The sequence below is a fragment of the Streptosporangium sandarakinum genome (assembly GCF_050942225.1).
Classification (GTDB): Bacteria; Actinomycetota; Actinomycetes; order Streptosporangiales; family Streptosporangiaceae; genus Streptosporangium; species Streptosporangium nondiastaticum.
This window is the reverse complement of record NZ_CP192034.1, coordinates 730,958-753,339: the sequence shown is the minus strand read 5'-3', so window position 1 is coordinate 753,339 and position 22,382 is coordinate 730,958. Positions and strand designations below refer to the sequence as shown.

At 71.9% G+C, this 22,382-nt stretch carries 24 protein-coding genes and 1 riboswitch; of the genes, 11 read left to right on the top strand and 13 right to left on the bottom strand.

Annotation, left to right across the window (positions count from 1 at the left end):
* Nucleotides 1–440: 440 nt before the first annotated feature.
* The 5 genes from ACQP10_RS03645 to ACQP10_RS03625 form a co-directional block, all read right to left on the bottom strand.
* The gene (locus ACQP10_RS03645) at nt 441–803 is read right to left on the bottom strand and encodes an arsenate reductase family protein (RefSeq protein ID WP_346017749.1); all 363 of its coding nucleotides are present in this window, start codon (nt 801–803) and stop codon (nt 441–443) included.
* A 109-nt stretch (nt 804–912) separates the two neighbouring features.
* Nucleotides 913–1,773 (bottom strand): serine O-acetyltransferase EpsC, encoded by an 861-nt coding sequence (gene epsC / locus ACQP10_RS03640; RefSeq protein WP_433540878.1) that lies wholly within the window; start codon nt 1,771–1,773, stop codon nt 913–915.
* 271 nt (nt 1,774–2,044) lie between these two features.
* Entirely contained in the window at nt 2,045–2,287 is a 243-nt protein-coding gene (locus tag ACQP10_RS03635; RefSeq protein WP_346017751.1) for a cell division protein SepF, read from the bottom strand.
* 188 nt (nt 2,288–2,475) lie between these two features.
* A complete protein-coding gene (locus ACQP10_RS03630; protein ID WP_346017752.1) occupies nt 2,476–3,108 on the bottom strand; it encodes a LysE family translocator in 633 nt (210 codons plus the stop codon).
* Nucleotides 3,109–3,148: 40 nt separating this feature from the next.
* Nucleotides 3,149–4,090, bottom strand: a complete 942-nt coding sequence (locus tag ACQP10_RS03625) for a GNAT family N-acetyltransferase (RefSeq protein WP_433540877.1) — start codon at nt 4,088–4,090, stop codon at nt 3,149–3,151.
* Nucleotides 4,091–4,391: 301 nt separating this feature from the next.
* Between ACQP10_RS03625 and ACQP10_RS03620 the strand changes: the two genes are divergently transcribed.
* Nucleotides 4,392–4,967, top strand: a complete 576-nt coding sequence (locus ACQP10_RS03620) for a flavoprotein (protein WP_399498971.1) — start codon at nt 4,392–4,394, stop codon at nt 4,965–4,967.
* A 156-nt stretch (nt 4,968–5,123) separates the two neighbouring features.
* Nucleotides 5,124–5,483: a DUF1801 domain-containing protein gene (locus ACQP10_RS03615; RefSeq protein WP_179820064.1), complete on the top strand. Its 360-nt coding sequence runs from the start codon at nt 5,124–5,126 to the stop codon at nt 5,481–5,483.
* A gap of 47 nt (nt 5,484–5,530) precedes the next feature.
* Here ACQP10_RS03615 and ACQP10_RS03610 read toward each other — a convergent pair whose 3' ends face one another.
* On the bottom strand, nt 5,531–6,511 hold the full coding sequence (locus ACQP10_RS03610) for a bifunctional 5,10-methylenetetrahydrofolate dehydrogenase/5,10-methenyltetrahydrofolate cyclohydrolase (protein WP_433540876.1): 981 nt from the start codon (nt 6,509–6,511) through the stop codon (nt 5,531–5,533).
* Between the two features lie 12 nt (nt 6,512–6,523).
* Nucleotides 6,524–6,606: riboswitch (ZMP/ZTP riboswitch) on the bottom strand.
* Between the two features lie 157 nt (nt 6,607–6,763).
* A complete protein-coding gene (locus tag ACQP10_RS03605; RefSeq protein WP_346017756.1) occupies nt 6,764–7,567 on the bottom strand; it encodes an SAM-dependent methyltransferase in 804 nt (267 codons plus the stop codon).
* Between the two features lie 260 nt (nt 7,568–7,827).
* Here ACQP10_RS03605 and ACQP10_RS03600 point away from each other — a divergent pair, with 260 nt between their 5' ends.
* Together ACQP10_RS03600 and ACQP10_RS03595 are read left to right on the top strand one after the other, a co-directional pair.
* Nucleotides 7,828–8,673, top strand: a complete 846-nt coding sequence (locus tag ACQP10_RS03600; protein ID WP_389991458.1) for an MBL fold metallo-hydrolase — start codon at nt 7,828–7,830, stop codon at nt 8,671–8,673.
* 269 nt (nt 8,674–8,942) lie between these two features.
* Complete coding sequence (locus tag ACQP10_RS03595; protein ID WP_346017758.1) at nt 8,943–9,476, top strand: STAS domain-containing protein; 534 nt, start codon at nt 8,943–8,945, stop codon at nt 9,474–9,476.
* Here the strand turns inward: ACQP10_RS03595 and ACQP10_RS03590 are convergent.
* Entirely contained in the window at nt 9,360–10,325 is a 966-nt protein-coding gene (locus ACQP10_RS03590; protein WP_433540875.1) for an anti-sigma factor RsbA family regulatory protein, read from the bottom strand. The genes ACQP10_RS03595 and ACQP10_RS03590 overlap by 117 nt on opposite strands.
* Before the next feature lie 387 nt (nt 10,326–10,712).
* Between ACQP10_RS03590 and ACQP10_RS03585 the strand changes: the two genes are divergently transcribed.
* Genes ACQP10_RS03585 through ACQP10_RS03575 form a run of 3 tightly spaced genes read left to right on the top strand, consistent with a single transcriptional unit; the run spans nt 10,713 to nt 12,681 of the window.
* On the top strand, nt 10,713–11,396 hold the full coding sequence (locus tag ACQP10_RS03585; RefSeq protein ID WP_346017760.1) for a hypothetical protein: 684 nt from the start codon (nt 10,713–10,715) through the stop codon (nt 11,394–11,396).
* A complete protein-coding gene (locus ACQP10_RS03580; RefSeq protein ID WP_399498966.1) occupies nt 11,397–12,116 on the top strand; it encodes a hypothetical protein in 720 nt (239 codons plus the stop codon).
* The gene (locus ACQP10_RS03575; protein ID WP_346017762.1) at nt 12,052–12,681 is read left to right on the top strand and encodes an HAD-IA family hydrolase; all 630 of its coding nucleotides are present in this window, start codon (nt 12,052–12,054) and stop codon (nt 12,679–12,681) included. The genes ACQP10_RS03580 and ACQP10_RS03575 overlap by 65 nt, the downstream gene beginning before the upstream one ends.
* Before the next feature lie 7 nt (nt 12,682–12,688).
* On the opposite strand, the gene lipB is transcribed toward ACQP10_RS03575, so the two are convergent.
* Both lipB and ACQP10_RS03565 read right to left on the bottom strand, forming a co-directional pair.
* A complete protein-coding gene (gene lipB, locus ACQP10_RS03570; protein WP_179820084.1) occupies nt 12,689–13,339 on the bottom strand; it encodes a lipoyl(octanoyl) transferase LipB in 651 nt (216 codons plus the stop codon).
* 45 nt (nt 13,340–13,384) lie between these two features.
* Nucleotides 13,385–13,570: a PspC domain-containing protein gene (locus tag ACQP10_RS03565; protein ID WP_346017763.1), complete on the bottom strand. Its 186-nt coding sequence runs from the start codon at nt 13,568–13,570 to the stop codon at nt 13,385–13,387.
* Nucleotides 13,571–13,838: 268 nt separating this feature from the next.
* Here ACQP10_RS03565 and ACQP10_RS03560 point away from each other — a divergent pair, with 268 nt between their 5' ends.
* The 3 genes from ACQP10_RS03560 to ACQP10_RS03550 all read left to right on the top strand — a co-directional run bounded on the left by ACQP10_RS03560 (nt 13,839) and on the right by ACQP10_RS03550 (nt 19,001).
* Nucleotides 13,839–15,536: a M28 family metallopeptidase gene (locus ACQP10_RS03560; protein ID WP_433540874.1), complete on the top strand. Its 1,698-nt coding sequence runs from the start codon at nt 13,839–13,841 to the stop codon at nt 15,534–15,536.
* Between the two features lie 164 nt (nt 15,537–15,700).
* On the top strand, nt 15,701–17,275 hold the full coding sequence (locus ACQP10_RS03555; protein WP_399498963.1) for a M28 family metallopeptidase: 1,575 nt from the start codon (nt 15,701–15,703) through the stop codon (nt 17,273–17,275).
* Nucleotides 17,276–17,498: 223 nt separating this feature from the next.
* Entirely contained in the window at nt 17,499–19,001 is a 1,503-nt protein-coding gene (locus tag ACQP10_RS03550; protein WP_433540873.1) for a M28 family peptidase, read from the top strand.
* 83 nt (nt 19,002–19,084) lie between these two features.
* On the opposite strand, the gene ACQP10_RS03545 is transcribed toward ACQP10_RS03550, so the two are convergent.
* Together ACQP10_RS03545 and ACQP10_RS03540 are read right to left on the bottom strand one after the other, a co-directional pair.
* Entirely contained in the window at nt 19,085–19,900 is an 816-nt protein-coding gene (locus ACQP10_RS03545; protein ID WP_399498961.1) for a hypothetical protein, read from the bottom strand.
* Nucleotides 19,897–20,388, bottom strand: coding sequence for a SigE family RNA polymerase sigma factor (locus tag ACQP10_RS03540; protein ID WP_346017768.1), 492 nt, complete (start codon nt 20,386–20,388; stop codon nt 19,897–19,899). The genes ACQP10_RS03545 and ACQP10_RS03540 overlap by 4 nt, the downstream gene beginning before the upstream one ends.
* A gap of 226 nt (nt 20,389–20,614) precedes the next feature.
* On the opposite strand from ACQP10_RS03540, the gene ACQP10_RS03535 reads away from it, so the two are divergent.
* Nucleotides 20,615–21,445 (top strand): undecaprenyl-diphosphate phosphatase, encoded by an 831-nt coding sequence (locus tag ACQP10_RS03535; protein WP_433540872.1) that lies wholly within the window; start codon nt 20,615–20,617, stop codon nt 21,443–21,445.
* A 46-nt stretch (nt 21,446–21,491) separates the two neighbouring features.
* On the opposite strand, the gene ACQP10_RS03530 is transcribed toward ACQP10_RS03535, so the two are convergent.
* Nucleotides 21,492–22,361, bottom strand: coding sequence for an alpha/beta fold hydrolase (locus tag ACQP10_RS03530; RefSeq protein WP_433540871.1), 870 nt, complete (start codon nt 22,359–22,361; stop codon nt 21,492–21,494).
* Nucleotides 22,362–22,382 lie beyond the last annotated feature (21 nt).

The following is a 22,382-nucleotide window of genomic DNA, read 5'->3' as shown; positions in this document are numbered from 1 at the left end:
GCCCCAGTTACGTTCTGGTCACACCGAAATGATCCGCCGACACCCGTTGACGTTCTCTCCGAATAGTTCTTAAATGGGGTCCGGGTTCTGGATGTTAGCGCTCACCAAGGGGCTACGCATATGACGCCGACGCCCCGCACGGCAGCGTCGTCGCAGGTGAGAAAGGGAGTCACGGCCCGGCATCCCAGGCCCGGCCGCGCAGGGCGGCGCTATTTCCGCGGTGCCGGCCGTCGGGCTCCACCGCCGTCCCGAATTTCGTCGCGCCGATACCGCGTGAATTCCACGCGTCGGAATCCGCCCGTCCACCGGCCGCGACGACCGGGCCGGGTGGCCCGGCGCAGCGCGCGGCGACCGGCCCGGCACCGGTCGCGGACCGGTTCAGCCGTGCCGGCAACGGCCTCCGGCGGAGTGCTCGCCGCCGGAGGCCGGTGTGGCGACGACTACTGGCGCGGGAGCACCGAGCGGACGGCCTCCTCGCTGCGGCCGACGACGGCCGATCCGTCGTCGGCCGTGATGATGGGGCGCTGGATCAGGACCGGGTGGGCGGCCAGCGCACGGATCCAGCGGTCGCGGTCCGCGGGGGTGCGGGACCAGCCGTCCAGGCCGAGCCCGGCGGCCGCCGGCTCACCCGTCCGGGCGATGTCCCAGGGTTCGAGGCCGAGCCGGGTCAGCACCTCGCGGAGCTCCAGCTCGTTGGGCGGGTCCTCCAGGTAACGGCGGACGGTGTAGTCGGCCTGTTCGGCGTCCAGGACGGACAGCGCGGAACGGCACTTGGAGCAGTCGGGGTTGATCCAGATCTCCATATGGTCTTCCTTCGACGCCTGGGCGGCGGGTACGCGGCTGGAGCCCGGGGAGCCGGGTGTTCCCAGCAGCGTAGAGGTGACCGGCGTGAAGAGGGTCATCCGGCCGCGGTCACGTCATTCCGGCCGCTTCGCCCGCCCCTCCGCGTGCCTGCGGAGCGTGACCGGCACCGGGACGAGCCGGTCGCGAAACCTGCCCCCGGCGTGGGGACGGCCGTTCCACGGCGGGCGCGGCACCGGCGCCGACAAGGGGCCTGTCCTCGGCGTGGGAGTGGTCGGGGCGAGGCACCGGTGACCCCGAGGATCCCGGGGACCCCGGGGACCCCGGGGACACGGCCCTGACCGGGGCGAGGGCCCGCCCGCCGGCCGGCACGTCGCCGAGAACGAGCGCCCGCGCCCCGATGACGGCGTCGTCCCCCACGCGCACCGGGCCGAGGACGGTCGCGCCGACGCCCAGCACCACCCGGTCGCCGATCACCGGGTGCCGCCGTTCCCCGCCGGCCCGCCGGTTGTCGCGCCACCACCCGACCGCGCCCAACGTCACCTGGTGGTAGATGGTCACGTCGTCACCCACGACGGCGGTCTCCCCGATCACCACCGCCGCGCCGTGGTCGACGAACACCCTGCGCCCGAGCACCGCGCCGGGATGGATCTCCACCCCGGTGAACCCGCGGGCCACGAGCATCAGCAACCGGGCGGTCAGCCGCCGGTCGCGCCGGTACAGCCGGTGGGCGACCCGGTGCAGCAACATGGCCGGCAGCACCGGGTGCAGCAGCGCCTCCCGCCGGTTGCGGATGGACGGATCCCGCTCGACGATCGTCCGCAGGTCCTCCTCCAGGGTGCGCAGCAGCCCCCGCGGACGGTCTCCGCGCGGCGTCGGCTCGGCGGGGCACCCATGTGCCGGATGGGGCTGGTACATCACCTCATCGTCGGGGGCGCCGGATCCGGCTCGCTTCTTCACGCGTGCCCGCATCCCGGCGTCCGTTCTTCCCGCGTGCGGACCACGTGACGGCGCGGTCCCCGGCCGCGGGCGCCGACGCGAGGCTGCTCATCGAGCAGGAGATGCGGCAGGCCGACAGGCGTCACCCCTGAGGCGGCGTCCACCGGCCGCCGCCCCGGAGACATCGCGGTGAGCGGCCGGTGGGCGCCCTGGGAAAGCCACGGTGAAGGGACCCGGTGGGCCCCGGAGAAGCCAGGGCGAAGGTGCCCGGTGGGCGGCCCGGAAGCCGTCCCCGGTCAGGCGCCTATCGGACGTCGTCGCGGGCGGGGGCGGCCATCCCGGCCGGCATCAGCAGGAACACCTTGGGCGAGAGCCGGTCCATGTCCCCTCTCCTGCCGAACACCAGGCCGGCGGCGAAGTCGACGAACTGTTTGGCCTCGGCGTCCGGCAGCTCGGTGAGGTCCATCACCACCGGGGTGCCCGTACGGAAGAAGTGCCCGACGTGGAGCGCCTCGTTGTAGTTCTGCGGACGGAGCGTCTTGATCACCGCTCCAGTCTGCCCTGTTCGTGACCCCGGTCAAGGCGCGCCGGAAGCGGCGGGCGGGCGTGGCACGCCGTCCGAGAGGCCGTCCGAGGAGTCGCACCACCGGGAGGCGGGCCCGGCCGGAGGGGGTCGGGCCACGGGAACGCGATCAGGAGGCAAGGGCGACCTGGCCGATCACCATGCGGTGGAGGCTACGACTGCTGAACCGCCAGCCGCAGGCCGAAGCCGACGACGACGAGGCCGGTGAGCCGGTCGATGCCGCGGCGGACCGACGGCCGGCGCAGCCAGCCGCGCACCAGACCGGTGAAGCCGATGAGCAGGGCGCTCCACAGCAGCCCCTCGCCCACGTGGACGCCCGCCAGCAGCGTGCCCATCAGAGCGGGGGGCGCGTCGTGCGGCATGAACTGGGGCAGCATCGCGACGTAGAAGACCCCCACCTTCGGGTTCAGCAGGTTCGTCAGCAGGCCGCGGCGGAACGCCTGCCACCGCCCGCCCCGGGGTCGCTCCGCCTCCGCTGCCTCCTCCTCACCGCTCCGGCGACTCTGCCAGAGCATTCGGACGCCCATCCACACGAGGTAGGCGGCCCCGGCCCAGCGAAGGATCTCGTAGGCGAGGGAGGATGCGGCCAGCAGGGCCGCGAGCCCGGCGCCGGCCAGTGTGCCCCACAGGAGCGTCCCGGCCTGGATGCCCAGCACGACGGCCCAGGCGTGTCCCCGGCCGGAGAGCAGCGACGTCCGCAGGATGAGCGCGGTGTCCAGTCCGGGAGTGATGGTCAGGAACCCCACGACGACCGCGAAAGAGGCGATCGATGCTTGAACGTCCACGTTCGGCAAGGTATCGCCTCCGGCTCGCCCGGAAGCGGGGTCAGGGGAAGGTCCGGAAGTGGTAGCCGTGCGAGTAGGTGAAACCGACCCGCTCGTAGAGGGCGCGGGCCGCCAGATTGTCCTTCTCCACCTGCAGGTACAGGCGGTCGGCGCCCCGCCCCGCCGCCCAGCGCGCACCGGCCCCCAGGACCGCGGCGGCCAGCCCCCGGCGCCGCAGGTCCGGCCGGGTGGCCATGCAGAAGACACCGGCCCAGCCGGAGTCGGCGACGACCATCCCCATCGCGGCGGCCCGGCCCTCGTGCGAGACGCTCAGGAAGGCGGCGGGCCCGGCGATCCGCGAGATGACCTCCCTGCCGACGGTCTCGCTGTCGGAGTGGCCGTCCAGGTCGGCGAACACGGCGAGCCACCCGCCCGGGTCCCCCGCCACCTCGACCGGAACGGACCCCGCCGCGCCCACCGGCACCGCATCCGCCCGTGTCACGGCCTCACGCGCCATGGCCGCCACCGTGCCCGCCGGTGTCACGGCCTCCCGTGTCGCTTCCGCCGCCGTGACCGCCGGCGCCGTGTCGGCCGGCGCCGTGTCGGCCGGCGCCGTATCGGCCGGCGCCGTGGCGGCGACGACGTCCCCGGTGCGCGCGGTGAGGACGGCGACCCCGCTCTCGACGCGGTAGCCGAGGCCGGCCAGCCGGGCGTCCAACTCACGGTGATGTTCGGCCGGGCTGATCTGGACGCGGACCGGGACGCCGCGGTCGCGGTAGAACCTCTCGACGGGCTCGATCGAGCGCACCGGAGCGGGCGGCGGCAGCGCGGAGTTGGAGCGCCGCCGCGTCACGCCCGGGCTGTGCCGGAGCAGCCAGCCCTCACGCTCCTCGGTGACCGCGGCAGGCCAGGCCAGTGCCGCGCACCGCTCGATCCGCCAGGCGGACCCGACCGGGACGGACCCCTGCCGCGGAGGCGTCTCCATGTCCGTGGCATCGTGCACCTTCGTCTCCTCCCGCCGCGCGGTGCCAGTCTCCCACGAGGGGGCGCCGCTGACCGGACCCGCGAGGGGGCGCCGGTGTCTGGACCGAGGAACGAAGGAGCGAAGCGACGAAGTGACGAGGGAAGACACCGGACTCAAGCCCCGAGCCGCGACACGCAGCGTCGCCATGAGCCCGCGAGGGGGCGCCGGTGTCTGGACCGAGGAACGCAGGAGCGAAGCGACGAAGTGACGAGGGAAGACACCGGGCAAGAGCCCCCGAGCCGCGACACGAAGTGTCGCCATGAACACAAAGGAGTGCCAAATGACCTGGGGAAACGGCGTTCTGTACGTCATCGTGTGCGCCTCCGGCGCGGCCGGCGACGTCGGCCGCCTCGTCAGGCTCGCGCGGGACGAGGGCTGGACCGTCCAGATCGTCGCCACCCCGCCCGCCCTGGACTTCATCGACGTCCCCGCCCTGGAACGGCAGACGGGCCGTACGGTCCGCAGCCGCTACCGCAGGCCGGACGAGCCCAAGCCGCCGCGAGCCGACGCGATCATCGTCGCCCCGGCCACCTTCAACACGATCAACAAGTTCGCGCTGGGCATCGCCGACACCTATGCCCTCGGTCTCCTCGCCGAGGCTCCGGGCCTGGGCATTCCGGTGGTCGTGCTGCCCTTCGTCAACGACGCCCTCGCCTCCCGCGTGCCCTTCCGCCGGAGCGTCGAGAGCCTGCGGGCCGAAGGCGTCTCGATCCTGCCGGGGCCGGGGCAGGGCCGGTCCGGCCCTCCGGCCGCCCACGACCGGGCCGGTGATCCGGAGGACCGGCCGTGGGCGCGGGCCCTCGACGCCCTCGGACGGCTGCGCCGTGAGGCGCCCGGCGAGGTCACCGGCCCCTGAGACCCGGGGCCGCCCCGGAGCCCGGATCCGGCGGTCGCGGCGCGGGCGCCCCGCGCCTTCGCCGAACCGGTTCCCGTACCCCTGAATCGGAACACGCGACCCCAGAATCACGCGGAAGAAGTGGCCGGGCGCATCGCGTGTGCATACGGTTCGACCATGGGCGACACGAAGAAAGTAGACGACTTCCTGAGCAAGCTCGACCACCCGATGAAGGCCGAGATCGTGGCCGTCAGGGACATCATCGCCAAGGTGAGCCCCGACATCGAGGAGGACATCAAGTGGGGCGGTCCCAGCTTCTTCTACAAGGAGGACATGGCCAGCCTCAACCCCCGGGTGAAGAACTACGTCCCGGTGATCTTCCACAAGGGGTCGCTGCTCAGCGACGAGACCGGGCTGCTTGAGGCGGGCCCCAAGGGCAGGGCCTACGTCAAGTTCCACTCCATGGCCGAGGTCGAGGCCGGCCGGGAGACCCTTGAGAAGCTGGTGAACGACTGGATCAAGATCATGGACCAGTAGGGGGGTCCGCCCGCGCCCGCGGCCATGGCCGCGGGCGGGACGGCCGGTCAGACGGAGACCGTACGGTCCCCGGAGCCGTTCGCGGCGGCCGTGGCGCGTTCCGCCGCCGCGACCGCGTTGCGGAACAGCATGGCGACGGTCGTGGGACCGACGCCGCCGACCCTAGGGGTGATGGCGCCGGCCACCTGGGCGCAGGACTCGTCCACGTCGGGCAGCAGGCGGCGCCCGGCGTACCGCACGCCGCCGCCGATCACGACCGCGCCCGGCTTGACGTGCTCGGGCCGGATGATGCCCGGAACCCCGGCGGCGGCGACCAGGATGTCGGCGCGTCGGGTGTAGCGCGGCCAGTCGGGCACCCCGGTGTGCACCACTGTGACGGCCGCGTTGGCCGTGGGCCGCTTCTGCCCGAGCAGGATCGCCAGGGGGCGGCCGAGGGTCGCGCCCCGGCCGAGGATGACCACCTCCCGGCCGGACACCGGGATGCCGTGGTGGGCGAGGAGTTCCTCGATGCCCGCCGGGGTGCAGGGCAGCGGGCCGGGCAGCCCGAGCGCGAGCCGTCCCATGTTGAGCGGGTGCATGCCGTCGACGTCCTTGTCCGGGTCCACGGCCATCAGCGCCCGGTCGTAGTCCAGGTGCGCCGGGACGGGGTACTGCACGAGCAGTCCGTGCACCGCCGGGTCGGCGTTGAAGGATTCGATGACGGCGTGCAGGTCGGCCTGGGTCGCGTCCGCGGGCAGGTGGGCGTGCGGGGACGCGAAGCCGAGCTCGGCCGCCTGGCGCTGCTTGATGCGGATGTATCCGGCGCTGGCGTCGTCGTCGCCGACGAGGACCGTCGCCAAGGCGGGCGTGACACCCTGCCTGATCAGGGCGGCCACCCGTTCGGCCACCTCGGCGAGGATCCGCTCGGCCACCGGGCCGCCGGGAAGGAGCCGCGCGGTGGCCGCGGCGTCGCCGGAGGCTTCGGAAGGACCGGAGGGGCTGGAAGAGGCGGGTGCGGACGCGAGGTCACCGTGCGGAGGCTGGGACATGTGTCTCCTCGGAGTGGGTGCCCAGGCGGTCGACCCCCACGACGAGCTCCCCGATGGTTGACGCCATCCCCGTGCCGCCAGTCGCTTGACCTCCAGGATGCCCGATCGTGCCCCTTCCGCGCCACCGGCGGGCCCGCGCCGCCGCCGGGTCCGGGACCCGGCGGCCCGCCGATCATGACGATACGGCGGTCCCGCCGTCGTGTTGAGCCGCCATGCCGTCGTGATCGACGACCGGACGCGGCGGCGCGTCCGTCAGCGCAGCAGCCCGACCGCGCTGTAGCCGTCGACGCCGGGCATCTTGGGGAGGCGGGGCTCGTCCGCCTCGGGGCGCCAGTCCTCGGTCGACGTCAGGCCGGGCTCCACCAGTTCGAAGCCGTCGAAGAAGCGCAGGATCTGCGCGTGGGTGCGGGGCGTCGGGGAGCCGGCGGCGGTCCGGGTGTACAGCTCGCGTCCCTTGCGGACGGTGTTCTCGTCGAGGTCCCCGAAGGACAGGTGGCTGATCGCCACGGCGCTGCCGGGGACGAGCCGGTCGCGCAGCGTCGCGACGATCCGCTCGGCGAGGTCGTCGTCGGGGACGAAGTGCAGGACGGCGAGCAGGAGGACGCCCACCGGCCGGGTGAAGTCGAGATGCTTGGTGACGCGGGGGTCGTCGAGGATGGTCCCGGGCTCCCTGAGGTCGCCGTCCACGACGATGGTCCGCTGGTCGTCGGCCAGCAGCGCCCGCCCGTGGGTGAGCACGATGACGTCGTTGTCGACGTAGACCGTGCGGGAGTCGGGCGCCGCCTTCTGCGCCACCTGGTGCACGTTCTCCTGCGTGGGCAGGCCCGCGCCGATGTCGAGGAACTGCCGGATTCCGCTCTCCGCCATGAATCGTACGGCCCTGCGCAGGAAACGCCGGTTGGCCTGTACCCCTTCCCGGGCGTTCGGCGTGATCTCAAGGAGCTTTTCGGCCGCGGCGCGGTCGGAGGCGAAGTTGTCCTTGCCGCCCAGGAGGTAGTCGTAGATCCGGGCAGCACTCGGAACCGCCGGATCGATCCCTTCAGGCACAGTGCTCACGTTTCATCCCACCCTCACGCGTTTCCGCCGATCCTAAAGGAGCCAAGGGGCCATGGCGGGCCAAAACTGAGAACACCTCACATTTCTCCCATGTGATGTCCGAAACGGACACCGACCGGCGGGAGAACCGTACGGCGAGCCCCCGGGAGCGCTCCTCCCGGGAGAACCGGCCCGCCCGGGAAGGAGGCCGGCCCCGGTTTGGAAGCCCCCGCCACGGTGAAGATCCATCGGCGAGCCGGAGGAGGCGGAGGAGGGGCGACGTGAACGATCTGCCGATCTGCGTGACCTGCGGGGTCCAGTACGGCGAGCCGCGTGACGACTGCCCGATCTGCGAGGACGAGCGGCAGTACGTCGGCTGGGAGGGGCAGCGCTGGACGTCCCTGCGCGAGCTGCGCGAGGCCGGGCACCGGTCCGTGGTCGCGGAGGAGGGGCCGGGCGTGTTCGGGGTGGGCACCGACCCGGCCACGGCCATCGGGCAGCGGGCGCTGCTGGTGCGCACCCCGTCGGGCAACGTGCTGTGGGACATGGTCACCCACCTGGACGACGACCTGATCAGGCAGGTGAACGAGCTGGGCGGGATCGACGCCATCGCGATCAGCCATCCGCACTTCTACGGCACGATGGTGGAGTGGGCCCACGTGTTCGACGCCCCGATCCACATCCACGCGGCCGACCGGCGGTGGGTGGCCCGCCCCGACGAGTCGGTCGTCTTCTGGGACGGCGACACGCATGAGATCGCCGAGGGTCTCACGCTGATCAACGCGGGGGTGCACTTCGACGGCGGGCAGGTGATGCACCGGCGTGACGGCGAGGACGGCCGGGGCGCGCTGTTCTCCGGCGACATCCTCCAGGTGGTGCCCGACCGCCGCTGGGTGAGCTTCATGTACAGCTACCCGAACCTCATCCCCGAGCGTCCCCGCACGGTCCGCCGCGCCCTTTCGCTGCTCGGGCCGTACGGCTTCGACCGCGTCTACGGCGGGTGGTGGAAACGGGTCGTCCGCACCGACGGCGCCGCGGCCGTGCGCCGCTCCGCGGAGCGCTACCTCCGCTTCGCCCTGGACGACGCCCCGGACGGGCCGCCGCTGAAACCGCGGGCGGCACCGTGACCGAACCATAGACCGGGACCGGGACCGTAATCGGGACCGGGACCGTAATCGGGACCGGAAACGGAAACGCAAACGGGACCGAAGCCGGAGTCCGGACCGGAAACGAACCCGGGCCCGGAACCGACCCGGTGGCGCGGCAGACGCCCCCGGCGACGGCGGACGGGAGGGAATCGCCGCGGAATGCGGTCATATCTCGCCCCGGAGGCCGCATACCTGGTAGGACGGATGTAGTACCCGCCCTGTGAACCGCGGGTCTAAGGAGCCCCCTGATGTCATCCGAAGGTGCGACGACGCTCCTCGTCTCATCGGACTCGTACGACGCCGTCATAGTCATCCGCGTCGCCGGTGAGCTCGACTACGACTGCGTCCCGGTGTTCCAGCAGGAGCTGTCCCGGGCTTTGGACCGTGACACCGGACCGCCGGAGCTGCTCGTCCTCGACCTGGCCGGGCTCACCTTCTGCGACTCGAGCGGGCTGGCCGGGCTGCTGTGGGGCATGCGCCGGAGCCGGGAGACCGGGACCCGCATGGTGCTGGCGGGCGCGTCCAGCGCCCTGCTCCACATGCTGAGGATCACCGGCCTGCTGCCCTACTTCGAGACGGCGGCCTCCGCGGTGGAGGCCATGGGGCGTCCCGGGACGGCAGCGGACACGGCGGCGGATCGGGTTCCCGGCCCGGCATGGCCGGGATCAGGACGGGTCGAGGTCGATGTGCAGGCGGACGACCGTCCCGGCCCCGGGGGCGGACCGGATCTGGACCAGGTCGCACAACTGGTGGATCAGCCAGAGGCCCCGGCCGCCCAGTGACCTGGCCTCGGGGAGCCTGCGACCGGCCATGGGGTCGGTCATCACCCCCTCGTCGCGGAACTCGCACACGAACGTGCCGCGCCACGCCCAGACACGGAGGGTGCCGTGCCCACCCCCGTGGACGACGCTGTTGGTGGCCGCCTCGGTGACCGCGACGAGGGTCTCCCGCAGCCGCTCCCCCCGAAGCCCGTGCGGCGCGGCGCGGGCGGCGACCACGTCACGGACCGCGGCGAGGTCCCCCCGGCCGTAGGAGAACTCCTCGGGGGGGCCGGGGGCGGGTTCGAGCTCGTCCCAGGCGAAGGGCTCGGCGGTGTAGGCCGCGTACCCGCGGTGGACGCCCTCCTGAAAGATGAACGGGTGGCACCGGGCGATCTCCCGCAGCGTCCCGGCGCCGATCGCGGCGGTGTCGCAGGGGCACAGCAGCCACCAGGCCGGCGAGGCGGTGAACGCCACGTTGAGCAGCCACTCGTGGTAGCGCAGCTCGGTGGTCTCCGCGGCGCTCCGCCCGTCCCAGCCGGCCTCGCCGATGCCGCGCACCGGCCGCCCCTTCCCCGCCCACTCGGCGGTCCATCGCTGCCAGGCGGGGATGAGCCGGGCGGGGTTGCGGCCCAGCCCGGAGGTGTCCATGAACACCACGCGCGGGTCGGGGGCGGGAAGCGCCGCGCGCAGGGCCCGCTCCCTCCGCTCCGGCACGGAGACCAGCACGACCTCGTCGGCCGCCAGCGCGTCCTCGATGAAGGACAGCGCCCCGGAGAGGAACTGCGCCTCCCCGGAGTAGGGATAGAGCTCGTGGCGCAGTCCTGACGCCTTGGCGGCCCTCGTGAGCGTGTGTGTTCCGGCGACGTCCATCCACTCCAACCCCGTCCGTGCGGGGCCGCGGCGGACCGGAGGCGCGGTGCCGCGGCCACGGAGGACCGCCGAACGGCGCGCGCCGCCGGAACGGCGGGCTCCGGCGGACGTCCCGGCCCCCGGCCCCCGGCCCCCGAGCCGGAGTTCCGAAACGACGGTCCTCGCGTTCTGGTGCCCCGTTCGCGGGGACGCACACCTGCCGCGGACCGAACGGAGCGGCAGGCCGAATCAGCAATAAAGAGCAGGAAAAACGCCGAGAAAAGATAACTTCTCGAACGATGTCGCGAAACCCCGCGCACCGCACTGACAGGTGCGTCAAAATCGTGTCACCAGGGACGGTCCACTACTTCGCGAAAGTAGGTCCCGATGCGAAAAATGGTGCCGCGCATGACCGCGGAGTCGCTGCCCGAGCGGCTGGACGACCTGCCCGTGGAGCCGAAGGACTTCCTCCAGCTCGTGGCCGTCGACTTCGCCGGGACCTACAACGTCTACCTCTCCGCCAAGGACGAACGGCTCAAGATGACCCGGCTCTCCATGAGCCTGCTGTCGGCGCCGTTCGCCGCCGCGATCGCGCTGGCCAGCACGAAGGTGATCGACCCGCGGGCGCTGACCTCGTGGGACGGCGTGCCGGGCTACCTGTTCGCGATGGTCACCGCGTTCGGGCTGCTGAACATGCTGCCGTTCCTGCGGCTGATCGAGGCCGTGAACGCCCACATGCGGACCGCCCGCGCCATCAACAACTTCCGCCTGCTCTACGTCGTCCAGCTCAAGGACCACCTGTCCGCGCTGGGCTGGACCCCCAACCTGCCGGTGGACCCCCGCTACCCCGAGACGTACGCGCCGCTCGCCTGGCCGGGCGTCAACGTGATGATGCTCGCCGTGGTCAACGGCGCCTACATGGCTGTCGGCGTGCTCGGCCTGGTGGGCGCCGATCCCAACCCGGCGCTGCTCATGGTGGTCATCGGGCTGATCGCGCTGATCCACTACTTCATCTACTACGTCCGCGCGAACGTCTCCCGCCGTCGCAGGCTTCCCCACAACCCCTACCATTTCCCCAACGTGGAGACCTGAATGCCCGACTACCTCAGATTCGCGTCTTGTGGGGAGACGTGGATCTGGCTGATGCGCCACGTGCGGCGCCACGGCCTGCCCGCCGACGACGACCGCGGCCCGATCTTCGAGGCGCCGCCGGCGCTGTTCGAGATCACCGGCCTCGGCTGGGACGACCCGATCCTGCGCTCCTACGGGGACGCCCGGAAGATCCCGCTGTACTCCGGGAAGTTCAGCGAGCGCACGGTGATCCCGCCGTTCAAGTACAGCTACGGCGGCCGGCTCCGGCAGTTCCTCGGCGTCGACCAGCTCCGCTGGGCGGCCGGCGTGCTGCGCGCCAAGCCGTACACCAAGAGCGCCTGGATCTCCCTGACCGCCCCGGGCGAGCCGCCGGACGCGGTGCCCTGTCTGACCAGCCTCGCCTTCCGGCTCCGCGAGGGGCGGCTGGCGATGACCGCGGCCTTCCGGTCACAGAACGCCCTCACCTCCTATCTGAACTACGTGCCGCTGCGTAGTATCCAGGGCGAGGTCGCCGAAGACCTCGGAGTGGACTGTGGGGTGATGAGGGTCTTCGTCGACGTTCCGCACATCTACGCGGTGGACGCGGCGGCGGTCGAGGAGATCCTCCGGCTGTCGGAGCGCGATGGGCTCGGCGAGGGCGGGTCGGCACCTGGTCATGCTGGTCGACCTGGACGGGACGGTGGTCGACTATGCCCGGACGGAGCGCGCCGCGCTGGCTGAGGTCCGCCGCCGGTTCTTCCGGATGGACCACGCCGAGTTCCTGGCGGCCTTCCACGCCGCCAACGAGCCGCTCTGGGCGGCCTACCGCGAGCACCTGATCACGCTGGCGGAGCTCCGGCTGGAGCGCTGGGCCCGGCTGGGCGCCCCCGGCGGGGTCGCGGCGGCTTTCGAGGACGCGCTCGGGCGGCACGTGGCCCTGTTCCCCGAGGCCCGTGCCGCTCTGCGGCGGCTGGCGCGGCGGTTCCCGCTGGCCCTGGTGACCGACGGCCTCGCCGACGTCCAGCGGGCCAAGCTGCGCCGTACCCGTATCGGGGGGTTCTTCCGGCACGTGGTGATCGCGCCCGAAGTGGGCATGCGCAAGCCCGACGGCGACCTGCTGCACCACACCCTCGGCCTGCTGGAGGCCAAGGCCGACGACGCGCTGATGGTCGGCGACTCCCCGGCGAGCGACGGCGCCTGCGCGCGGGCCGCCGGGGTGGACTTCTGCTGGGTGAACCGCACCGGGGCGGCGTGCGTCCCGGGCGTCCCGGTCCACCGGACCGTCCCCCACCTCGGAGCCGTCTGAACCGGCGTCAGGCCGGTTCGGGGGACGCCTCGAACGCCTCGGCGACCGCGGCGCGGACCCGGTCCATGTCGGCCGGGGCTCCGATCTCGCGGCTCAGGGAGGTCATGTCGACCTCCGGCATGCCGCACGGCACCGCCCAGTTCCACGGCGACAGGTCGCCCTCGACGTTGAGGGCGAACCCGTGGCTGGTCACGCCGCGGCTCTGCCGCATGCCGATCGAGACGATCTTCCGGCCGGTCGCGACGGTCCACACCCCGGTGAGCAGCTCGGAGCCGGGCGGGGTGTCACGGCGCTCGGCCGGGGCGCCGAGCGCCCCGAGCGCGCGGACGAGGCGCAGCTCGACCTCCCGGACGTAGTCGACGATCCGCTCGGTCTCGTCGAGCTTGACGATCAGGTAGCCGACGAGCTGGCCCGGGCCGTGGTAGGTGAGCTGCCCGCCGCGGCCCGTGCTCACGACCGGGATGCCGTGGGACGGGTCGGGCAGGTGCTCCTGGAGGGTGCGCCTGCCGACGGTGTACACCTGCGGGTGGCTGAGGAGCCAGAGGGTGTCGGGGCGCTCGTCGCGCTGCCGTTGACCGACCATGTCGGTCATCCGCTCCATGGCCTTCTCGTACTCGACCAGCTCGTCCTGGATCAGCGACAGGGGACGTTGCCTCATGCCCCCAGCATATTTTCCCCGGCGGGTACCGGTGGCGGGCGGCCTCTAGTAGCGGGCGGAGGGGGCCTTCGGCATGAAGATCCACAGCAGGACGTAGGCGATCCACATCGGCCCGGGGAGGAGCGAGAGGATCAGCCACAGCACCCGGACGAGGGTGGGCGGCACGCCGAGGCTGTCCGCGATCCCGCCGCAGACACCGGCGATGACCTTGTGGTTGGCCGAACGGTGCATTTCTTCCTCTTTCCGAGTCGTCGTTTTCACCCCGTCCAACGAGGGCCCGGGACGTCCACGTTCCCCGCGTGACCCTGAGAAAACCCTGACAGGGTCGCACCGGTCCCGCATTTCCCGGCCACAGCCCACTTCACCTGGTAAAACCCATTCCCGCCTTCGCGTTCCCGATCGGCGCGTCAGGCCCGCCTCAGGGTTTTACGCCACTTACGGTTTACGGAGGTGCGCGCCCCTCGGAGTACCCCGCACGTCCTTTTCCGATCCGAGGAGCATGATGCGCAACCACCTGTCCACCGGAACGGCGGCGATCCTCACCGTGCCCCTGGTGCTCGTCGCACCGGCCGTGTCGGCTGCCGTCCCGCCGGTGGTGCCGCCGGTCGCCACGCCCCCCGCGGCCCCGCAGGCCACCCGGGCCACCACCCCGGTCGTCGCTCCCCCGGTGAGGCCGCCGGTCGTCCCGCCGCCGGCCCGCCCGGACGTCTCCGCGCCGACGTTCGCCCCACCGGCGCCCGCCTCGCCGGCGGCCCCGCTCCCCGTGCCGTCCCTCTCGCCGGCGAACATCAAGGCGCACCTGGCCCGGTTCCAGGCCATCGCCGACGCCAACGGCGGCAACCGCGCCCACGGCAGCCCCGGCCACCTAGCCTCGGCGAACTACGTCAAGAACCTCCTTGACGAGGCCGGGTTCGCCACCGTCCTGCAACCGTTCTCCTACGGCGGCCTGACCGGCTACAACGTCATCGCTGACTGGCCCGGCGGCGACCCCGACGACATCCTCATGGTCGGCGCGCACCTCGACAGCGTGATAGCCGGACCCGGAATCAACGACAACGGCTCCGGCAGCGCCGCCATCCTGGAGACCGCGCTGGAGGTGTCCCGCCAGGGCCTGAAGTCCTCCCGGCACCTGCGCTTCGCATGGTGGGGCGCCGAGGAGCTGGGCCTGCGCGGCTCGCAGTACTACGTGAACAACCTCCCGGCGAGCGAACGATCCAAGATCAAGGGGTACGTCAACCTCGACATGATCGCCTCGCCCAACATCGGCTACTTCGTCTACGACGGCGACAACGGCACCATCGCCGGCGGGATCATGGCCCCGGAGGGCTCCGCCGAGCTGGAAAGGACCTTCAAGTCCTACTACGCCTCGATCGGCGTTCCCGTGCAGGACATCGCGCTGAACGCCCGGTCCGACCACGGCTCGTTCCTCGCCGCCGGCATCCCGGTCGGCGGCATCTTCAGCGGGGCGGAGGACATCAAGAACATGGCCCAGACCCAGCTGTGGGGCGGTACGGCGGGCGCGGCGTTCGACTCCTGCTACCACCAGTCGTGTGACACCATCTCCAACATCGACGACACCGCGCTGAACCGCAACGCGAACGCGATCGCCCACCTGGTGTGGGCGTCCTCCGTGACCTCCGCCCCGGGGGCCGTCTGGCAGGACAGGTTCGAGTCGGCCACCGGCTGGATCACCGACCCCGCCGGCACCGACACCGCCACCAGCGGCCGGTGGGAGCGCGGCCGCCCCGAGGCCACCTTCTACCAGGGCCCCAAGCAGCTCGACGCCACGACCAGCGGCGTCAACGACCTGGTCACCGGGCGGTGGGCCGGGCCGTCGGCGGGGGCCGACGACATCGACGGGGGCAGCACGAGCATCGAGTCGCCGCCCATCACGCTGCCGGCCGGCGGCCCGCTGAGGCTGTCCTTCTCCTGGTATCTCGCGCACGCGGCCACCGCCACCGACGCCGACCACCTGCGCGTCAAGGTCGTCGGCCGCACCACGCGCCAGGTGTTCGAACGGCTCGGCCGGCCCACCAACCGCGACGGCGTCTGGGGCACCGTGGAGACGAACATCTCCGACTTCGCCGGGCAGACCATCCGCATCCTCATCGAGGCCGCCGACGAGGCCGGCCCCTCGCTCGTCGAGGCGGGCATCGACGACGTCAGGATCGACCGGGGGCCCGGCCGGCTCCTGTGAGCACCCCGGTACGGCTCCCGCCGGGCCGTACCGGGGTGTCCCGGGGCACTCCATAACTTTTCGCATCCCCGCTCGGGAGGATCTAGGCGCGGGCGACTTATAACGGTACGTTCCGCCTTAGTACGCACGGGGGACCTTCCACGTTCCACCTTCCGAGGAGCGCAATGCGCCTTACGTCACGCCGCGGCATGGTCAGGGCGGCCACCCTGGTCACGGCAGTCACCCTTCCCCTCGCCCTCGCGGCGCCCGCCGCGACGGCCGGGACCGCCGCATCCGCCGCGACCGGCGTCTCCGACGTCCTGGCAGAGGCCTTGGCCCACCAGGTCAAGGGCAAGAACGTCAAGAAGCATCTCGACGCGTTGCAGTCCATCGCCGACGCCAACGGCGGCAACCGCGCCGTGGGCACACCCGGCTACGACGCCTCGCTCGCCTACGTCAGGGACAAGGTGACCCGGGCCGGATACAAGGTCTCCACCACCGACGTCGAGTTCCCCGTCAAGTGGGAGGAGTTCTCCCCCTCGGTCCTGCAGCAGGTCTCCCCCGAGGCGAAGACGTACGTCAACCCCACCGACTTCGTCACCGTGACCCCCTCCAGCGGCGGGGACGTCACCGCGCAGATCCAGGTCGTCGACCCGGTCATCCCGCCCGCCCCCGTCCCCAACACCTCCACCGCGGGCTGCGAGAGTTCCGACTTCGCCGGCTTCGTCCCGGGCCGGATCGCCCTCATCCAGCGCGGCACCTGCGCGTTCGTCGACAAGGCCCTCAACGCGAAGGCCGCGGGCGCGGCCGGCGTCATCTTCTTCAACGAGGGTCAGCCGGGCCGTACCGACCCGTTCGAGTTCGACATCCGCGAGTGGCGCTTCGGCTTCCCGGTCGTCATCGCGAGCACCGCCGTCGGCCTCGACCTGGCCGACAGCCCGGGCACGGTCGTCCACCTGAAGGTGGACGCCAAGACCACGGTCGGCCACGCCAAGAACCTCATCGCCGAGTCCCGGCTCGGCGCCGCCGGCGAGGTCGTGATGGTCGGCGCCCACCTCGACGGCGTCCCCGAGGGCCCCGGCATCAACGACAACGGCTCCGGCAGCGCCGCCGTCCTGGAGACCGCGCTGAAGATGGCGCACCTGCCCACCAAGAACCGGCTGCGGTTCGCCTGGTGGGCCGGTGAGGAGCTGGGCCTGCTCGGCTCCGACCAGTACGTCGCGGGCCTGTCTCAGGCCGAGCGGGACCGGATCCGGCTCTACCTCAACTTCGACATGGTGGCCTCGCCGAACGACGTCACCTTCCTCTACGACGGCGACGACTCCGACGCCGAGGGCTCGGGCCCTGGCCCGGACGGCTCCGCCGGGATCGAGAAGGTCTTCGAGCGGTACTACGGCAAGCGCGGCCTGCCGTTCAAGGGGACCGACTTCGACGGACGCTCCGACTACGGCGCTTTCATCGCCAACGGCATCCCGTCCGGCGGCATCTTCACCGGCGCCGAGGGGATCAAGACCGCCGAGGAGGCCGCCCGCTTCGGCGGCACGGCCGGTGCGCCGTACGACCCCTGCTACCACGACGTGTGCGACACGATCACCAACATCAACGCCGCCGCCCTCGACCGCAACGCCAAGGCCATCGGCTACGCGACCGCGCGCTACGCCTACGACCTGACCGGCATCCCCGACCGGAACGCCGCCGCCCGGACCATGGCCGCCACCGCCGCCCCGGCGCGGGTCCCGGCCCACGGCGCGGCGAGCTAACCCTCCCGGGCCACACCGCGCGCCGCCTCGGCGGCGCGCCGGACCGCCCCTCGCGCCGCCTCCGCGGCGCGCCCGACCACACGCGCACCGCGTCCGCGGCGCACCGGACCACATCGCACAAGCCGCCTCGGCGGCGCACCGGCGCACCACCAGGTTGTACGGCGCGCGCCCCACGAAGGCGCGCGCCGATCGGGGGATCCCCTCACCTCCCAGCCCGAGGAGCATGATGCGCAGACTGTGGAGCATCGGGACGGCAGCGATCCTGGCCATCCCGCTGGCGCTCACCGCACCGGCCGTCTCGGCGGCCGCCCCGCCGGACATCTCGCTGACGAACGTCAAGGCCCACCTCACCCAGCTCCAGTCCATCGCCACCGCCAACGGCGGCAACCGCGCCCACGGCCGCCCCGGCTATCTCGCCTCGGCCAACTACGTCAAGAACCTCCTGGACGGCGCGGGCTTCACCACGACCCTGCAGTCGTTCAGCTACAACGGGGCGACCGGCTACAACGTCATCGCCGACTGGCCCGGCGGCGACCCCAATGACATCCTCATGGTCGGCGCGCACCTCGACAGCGTGACCGCCGGACCCGGAATCAACGACAACGGCTCCGGCAGCGCCGCCATCCTGGAGACCGCGCTGGAGGTCTCCCGCCAGTCCCTGGCGCCGTCCAAGCATCTGCGCTTCGCCTGGTGGGGCGCCGAGGAGCTGGGCCTGCGCGGCTCGCAGTACTACGTGAACAACCTGCCGTCCACCGAACGGTCCAAGATCAAGGGCTACCTGAACTTCGACATGGTGGGCTCCCCCAACCCCGGCTACTTCATCTACGACGGCGACAACTCCGACGGCGTGGGCTCGGGCCCCGGCCCGGCCGGCTCGGCACAGCTGGAGGCGACACTCGCCGCCTACTTCTCCTCGATCGGCGTGCCGACCCGGGGCACCGACTTCGACGGACGCTCCGACTACGGGCCGTTCATCTCCGCCGGCATCCCGGCGGGCGGCACGTTCACCGGGGCCGAGGGCATCAAGTCGAGCGCCCAGGCGAGCCTGTGGGGCGGCACGGCGGGCGCGGCGTTCGACTCCTGCTACCACCGCTCGTGCGACACCACCTCCAACATCAACGACACCGCGCTGAACCGCAACGCCGACGCGATCGCCTACGCCGTGTGGACGATCGCCACCGCCACCCCGCCGGTGACGGTCTACTCCGACACCTTCGAGACGGCGACCGGCTGGACCGTCAACCCGGCCGGCACCGACACCGCCACCCTCGGTCAATGGGAGCGCGGCGTCCCCCAGGCCACCACCTCCAGCGGCGCCAAGCAGCTCGGCACCACGGTCAGCGGCACCAACGACCTGGTCACCGGACGCCTGGCCGGGGCCGCGGCCGGTGACCACGACGTCGACGGCGGCACCACCACCGTGCAGTCACCGCCGATCACGCTGCCGTCGGGCGGCCCACTCAAGCTGGGCTTCTCGTGGTACCTCGCGCACGGTTCCAACTCCTCCAGCGCCGACTACCTGCGCGTCAAGGTCGTCGGCTCCACCACCACCCAGGTCTTCCAGCAGCTCGGCGCGGCGGCCAACCGCAACGGCGCCTGGGCCGCGGCCGAGGTGGACGTCTCCTCCTACGCCGGGCAGACCGTCCGCATCCTCGTCGAGGCCGCCGACGCCTCCACCGCCTCGCTCGTCGAGGCGGGCATCGACGACGTGAAGATCACCCGCTAGACCCCGGCGGGCCCCTCTGTACGGCTCCCGCCACACGGCGGGAGCCGTACACCCGGCGAACGCGCCGCGGACGCCGGAGAGCGTCAGGACGCGGGCCGGTCGTAGATCCCCACCGACCAGCGTCCCGGCCGATCCCCCAGCTCGGCGCTCAGCTCGGCCATCACCCCGGGATCCGTGAGGGCCGTCATGGGGTACTTTCCATCGCACTTGCGGATCTTCTTCATCGACGGCTCGCACCCTTTACGCGACATCTCAGACGCGTTGATGACGCGAGCGTCGGAGGGAAGCACCCAGATCGTGGCCGCCTGCTCCTTCCGGGGCCAGTCGGCGGGAGCCGACATCTTGTCGAACTGGCTGTCCAGCCGTCGGGCCTCGTCGTCCTTCAGCGGCGGCGTGTCGGTTCGGCAGGAGTCGCGGACGTGCCCTCCCGAGGGCCCGTGTTTCTGCCAGAAGATGACGACCACCCACGATCTGGGGTCGGCGCAGGTGATCCGGAGTCCGGTGAAGCGACTGGTCGGCCTGAACTTCAGGACGTGCGGGGTCCCCATGCTCTCCGAGCCGTACCTCTCGATCAGGGACAGCTTCCGTCCCGAGAAGTCCCTGAAGGACTCCGGAAGGTACGTACCGGGTTCCGGCCGGTCGGGCGCGCGGGAGACGGAGGGCTCGGCGGGGTGGGCGGCGACCGTCGTGGACCGTCCGTCCCGGCCCCCGGGAAGCGAGAACGGCACCGCCGCCGCGACCGCCACCGCGCAGGCGGCCAGAACCGTGCCCGCGGTCCTGCGCCTGCGCCGGATCGACCGGCCCCGGCGCAGGATCTCCTCCAGCCGGGCGGCGCCCCCGCTGCCGCCCGCGCCGCGCTCGTCGAGCAGTTCCCGCAGATCATGCTCCGTGTAGGTCATCGCTCCGCTCCCGCCGTCATCCGAACCCGCTGATCCACCCTGAGCCTCGCGAGGGCCCTGCCGAGCTGGCTCTTGACCGCCCCCAGCGAGCAGCCGAGCACGCCGGCCACCTGGGAGAGGGTCATCCCCTCGTAGTAGTGCAGGACGACCACCGCCCGCTGGCGGCCGGACAGCGCGCCGATCGCGGCCCACAGCGCGTCCCGGTCGCCGACCCCGTCGGTGAAGTCCCCGGCGTCCGCCCGGTCCGGGAGGTCCCCGGTCGAGACCTCCCCCCGCCAGCGCCGCCGCCACCAGGAGGCGTGCGTGTTCGCGATGATCCGGTACACGTACGGATCGGGGTCCCCGTCGATCCGCCGCCAGGCCAGCCAGGCCCTGGCCAGCGCCGTCTGCACCAGGTCCTCGGCGGTCGCCCAGTCCCGGGTGAGGAGATACGCCGTTCTCCGCAACCTCTCGTGGCGCTGCGCGACGTATTCCGCGAACTCTGTCATCCTGCCTCCAGTGCGAAGCTCCGCCGATCACTACCGCCTGGGCCCGCCGTACGGATGACAGCGGTTCCGCGCGTTTTCCCGCCGTTCCGCCCGATCCCGTGGCGGCGGCCCGCAGGCTCCGTGACGGCGGCCCGCGCGGCTCCTCGGCGGTGACCCGGTCACGGGGGCCTCCGCGCTCCGCTAGCCTCGCCTACGGCACGCACACGCCGGGACGAAAGGCACCAAGTTGATCGGCTGGTTCGAAGCGGTGGTCCTCGGGCTCGTACAGGGGCTGACGGAGTTTCTGCCGATCTCCTCCAGTGCCCACATCAGAGTCGTCTCGGCGCTCCTGGGCTGGCAGGACCCCGGCGCGGCGTTCACGGCGGTGATCCAGCTCGGCACCGAGGCCGCGGTGGTGATCTATTTCCGCAAGGACATCTGGGAGATCATCTCCACCTGGACCCGGTCGCTGTGGCGGCCCGACCTGCGGTCCCACCACGCGGCGCGGATGGGCTGGTACGTCATCGCCGGCACGATCCCGATCGTCGTGCTGGGCCTGCTGTTCAAGGACAGCATCGAGACGGTCTTCCGCGACCTGCGCCTGATCGGCACCACCCTGATCGTCTTCGGCGCGATCCTGTGGCTGGCCGACCACACCGCCCGCAACAAGCTCACGCTGCAGAAGAACCTCAGCCTCACCCACGCCCTGGTGTACGGCTTCGCCCAGTCGCTGGCCCTGATCCCGGGCGTCTCCCGCTCCGGCGGCACGATCAGCGCCGGCCTGGTGCTCGACTACCGCCGGGAGGAGGCCGCCCGGTACTCCTTCCTGCTGGCCATCCCGGCCGTGCTGGGCTCCGGTTTCCTGGAGCTGTTCAAGATCGGCGACGGCCGGGCGCCGGACTGGGGGCCGACCATCCTGGCCACGGTGATCTCGTTCGTCGTCGGCTACGCCGCGGTGGCGTGGTTCCTGAAGTACATCAGCTCCCACCGCTTCACCGGCTTCGTGGTCTACCGGATCATCCTGGGCGTCATCATCATCGCCCTGGTCTCCTTCGGCGTCCTCAACCCCATGGCCTAGGCCGCATCCGACCGGAGGCTCCGGGCCGGTGCCGGAGGCGCTGGTCTCATACGCGGTCGAGGAAGCCGGCGATCAGCGGTGCGATCTCCGGCAGGTGGGTCTCCAGGGCGAAGTGGCCGGTGTCGAACAGGTGCAGCTCGGCGTCGGGGAGATCGCGCAGGTAGGCACGGGCGCCGGGCTCGGGGAAGAACGGGTCGCCGACGCCCCAGGTGATGAGGGTGGGCGGGGTGTGCTCACGTAGCCATGCCTGCCAGCGGCCGTAGCGCTCGATGTTGGAGCGGTAGTCGAACGCCAGCGCCACCTGCGCATCCTTGCGGCCGGGGAGGTCGAGGAAGTGCTGGTCGAGCGTCCAGCCGTCCGGTGCGACCAGTTCGGGGTCGGACACGCCGGTCTCGTACTGGCTCCGCGTCCCCCGCAGGGTGAGCAGGTCCCGGATGGTCTCCTCGGCCCCCGGCGTCTCCGGGCGCAGCGCGGTGAAGTCACGGGCGCCGTCCGACAGTCCGTCCTCGTAGGCGTTGCCGTTCTGCACCACCAGGCCCGCGACCCACTCGGGATGGCGTTCGGCGATCCGGAACCCGACGGGCGCGCCGAAGTCGAACATGTACATCGCGAACCGGGTCAGCCCGAGTCCACGCACGAGGCCCTCGATGACGTCGGCGAGCCGATCGAAGGAGTGGACGAAGTCGTCCGGGGCCCGGGTGTGCCCGAACCCGGGGTAGTCCGGGGCGATGAGCCGGTAGTGCGATCCGAGCGCGTCGATGAGCCGGCGGAACTGGTGCGACGCGGAAGGGAACCCGTGCAGGAGCAGCAGCACCGGCGCGCCGGCCCGCTCCGGCAGCGACTCGCGGTAGAAAACCCGGACACCGTCGACGTCGAGGTGGTGGTGGGCGATCCGGGTGATCGGGACGACCGTCATCTCTAATGCCTTTCATCGTTA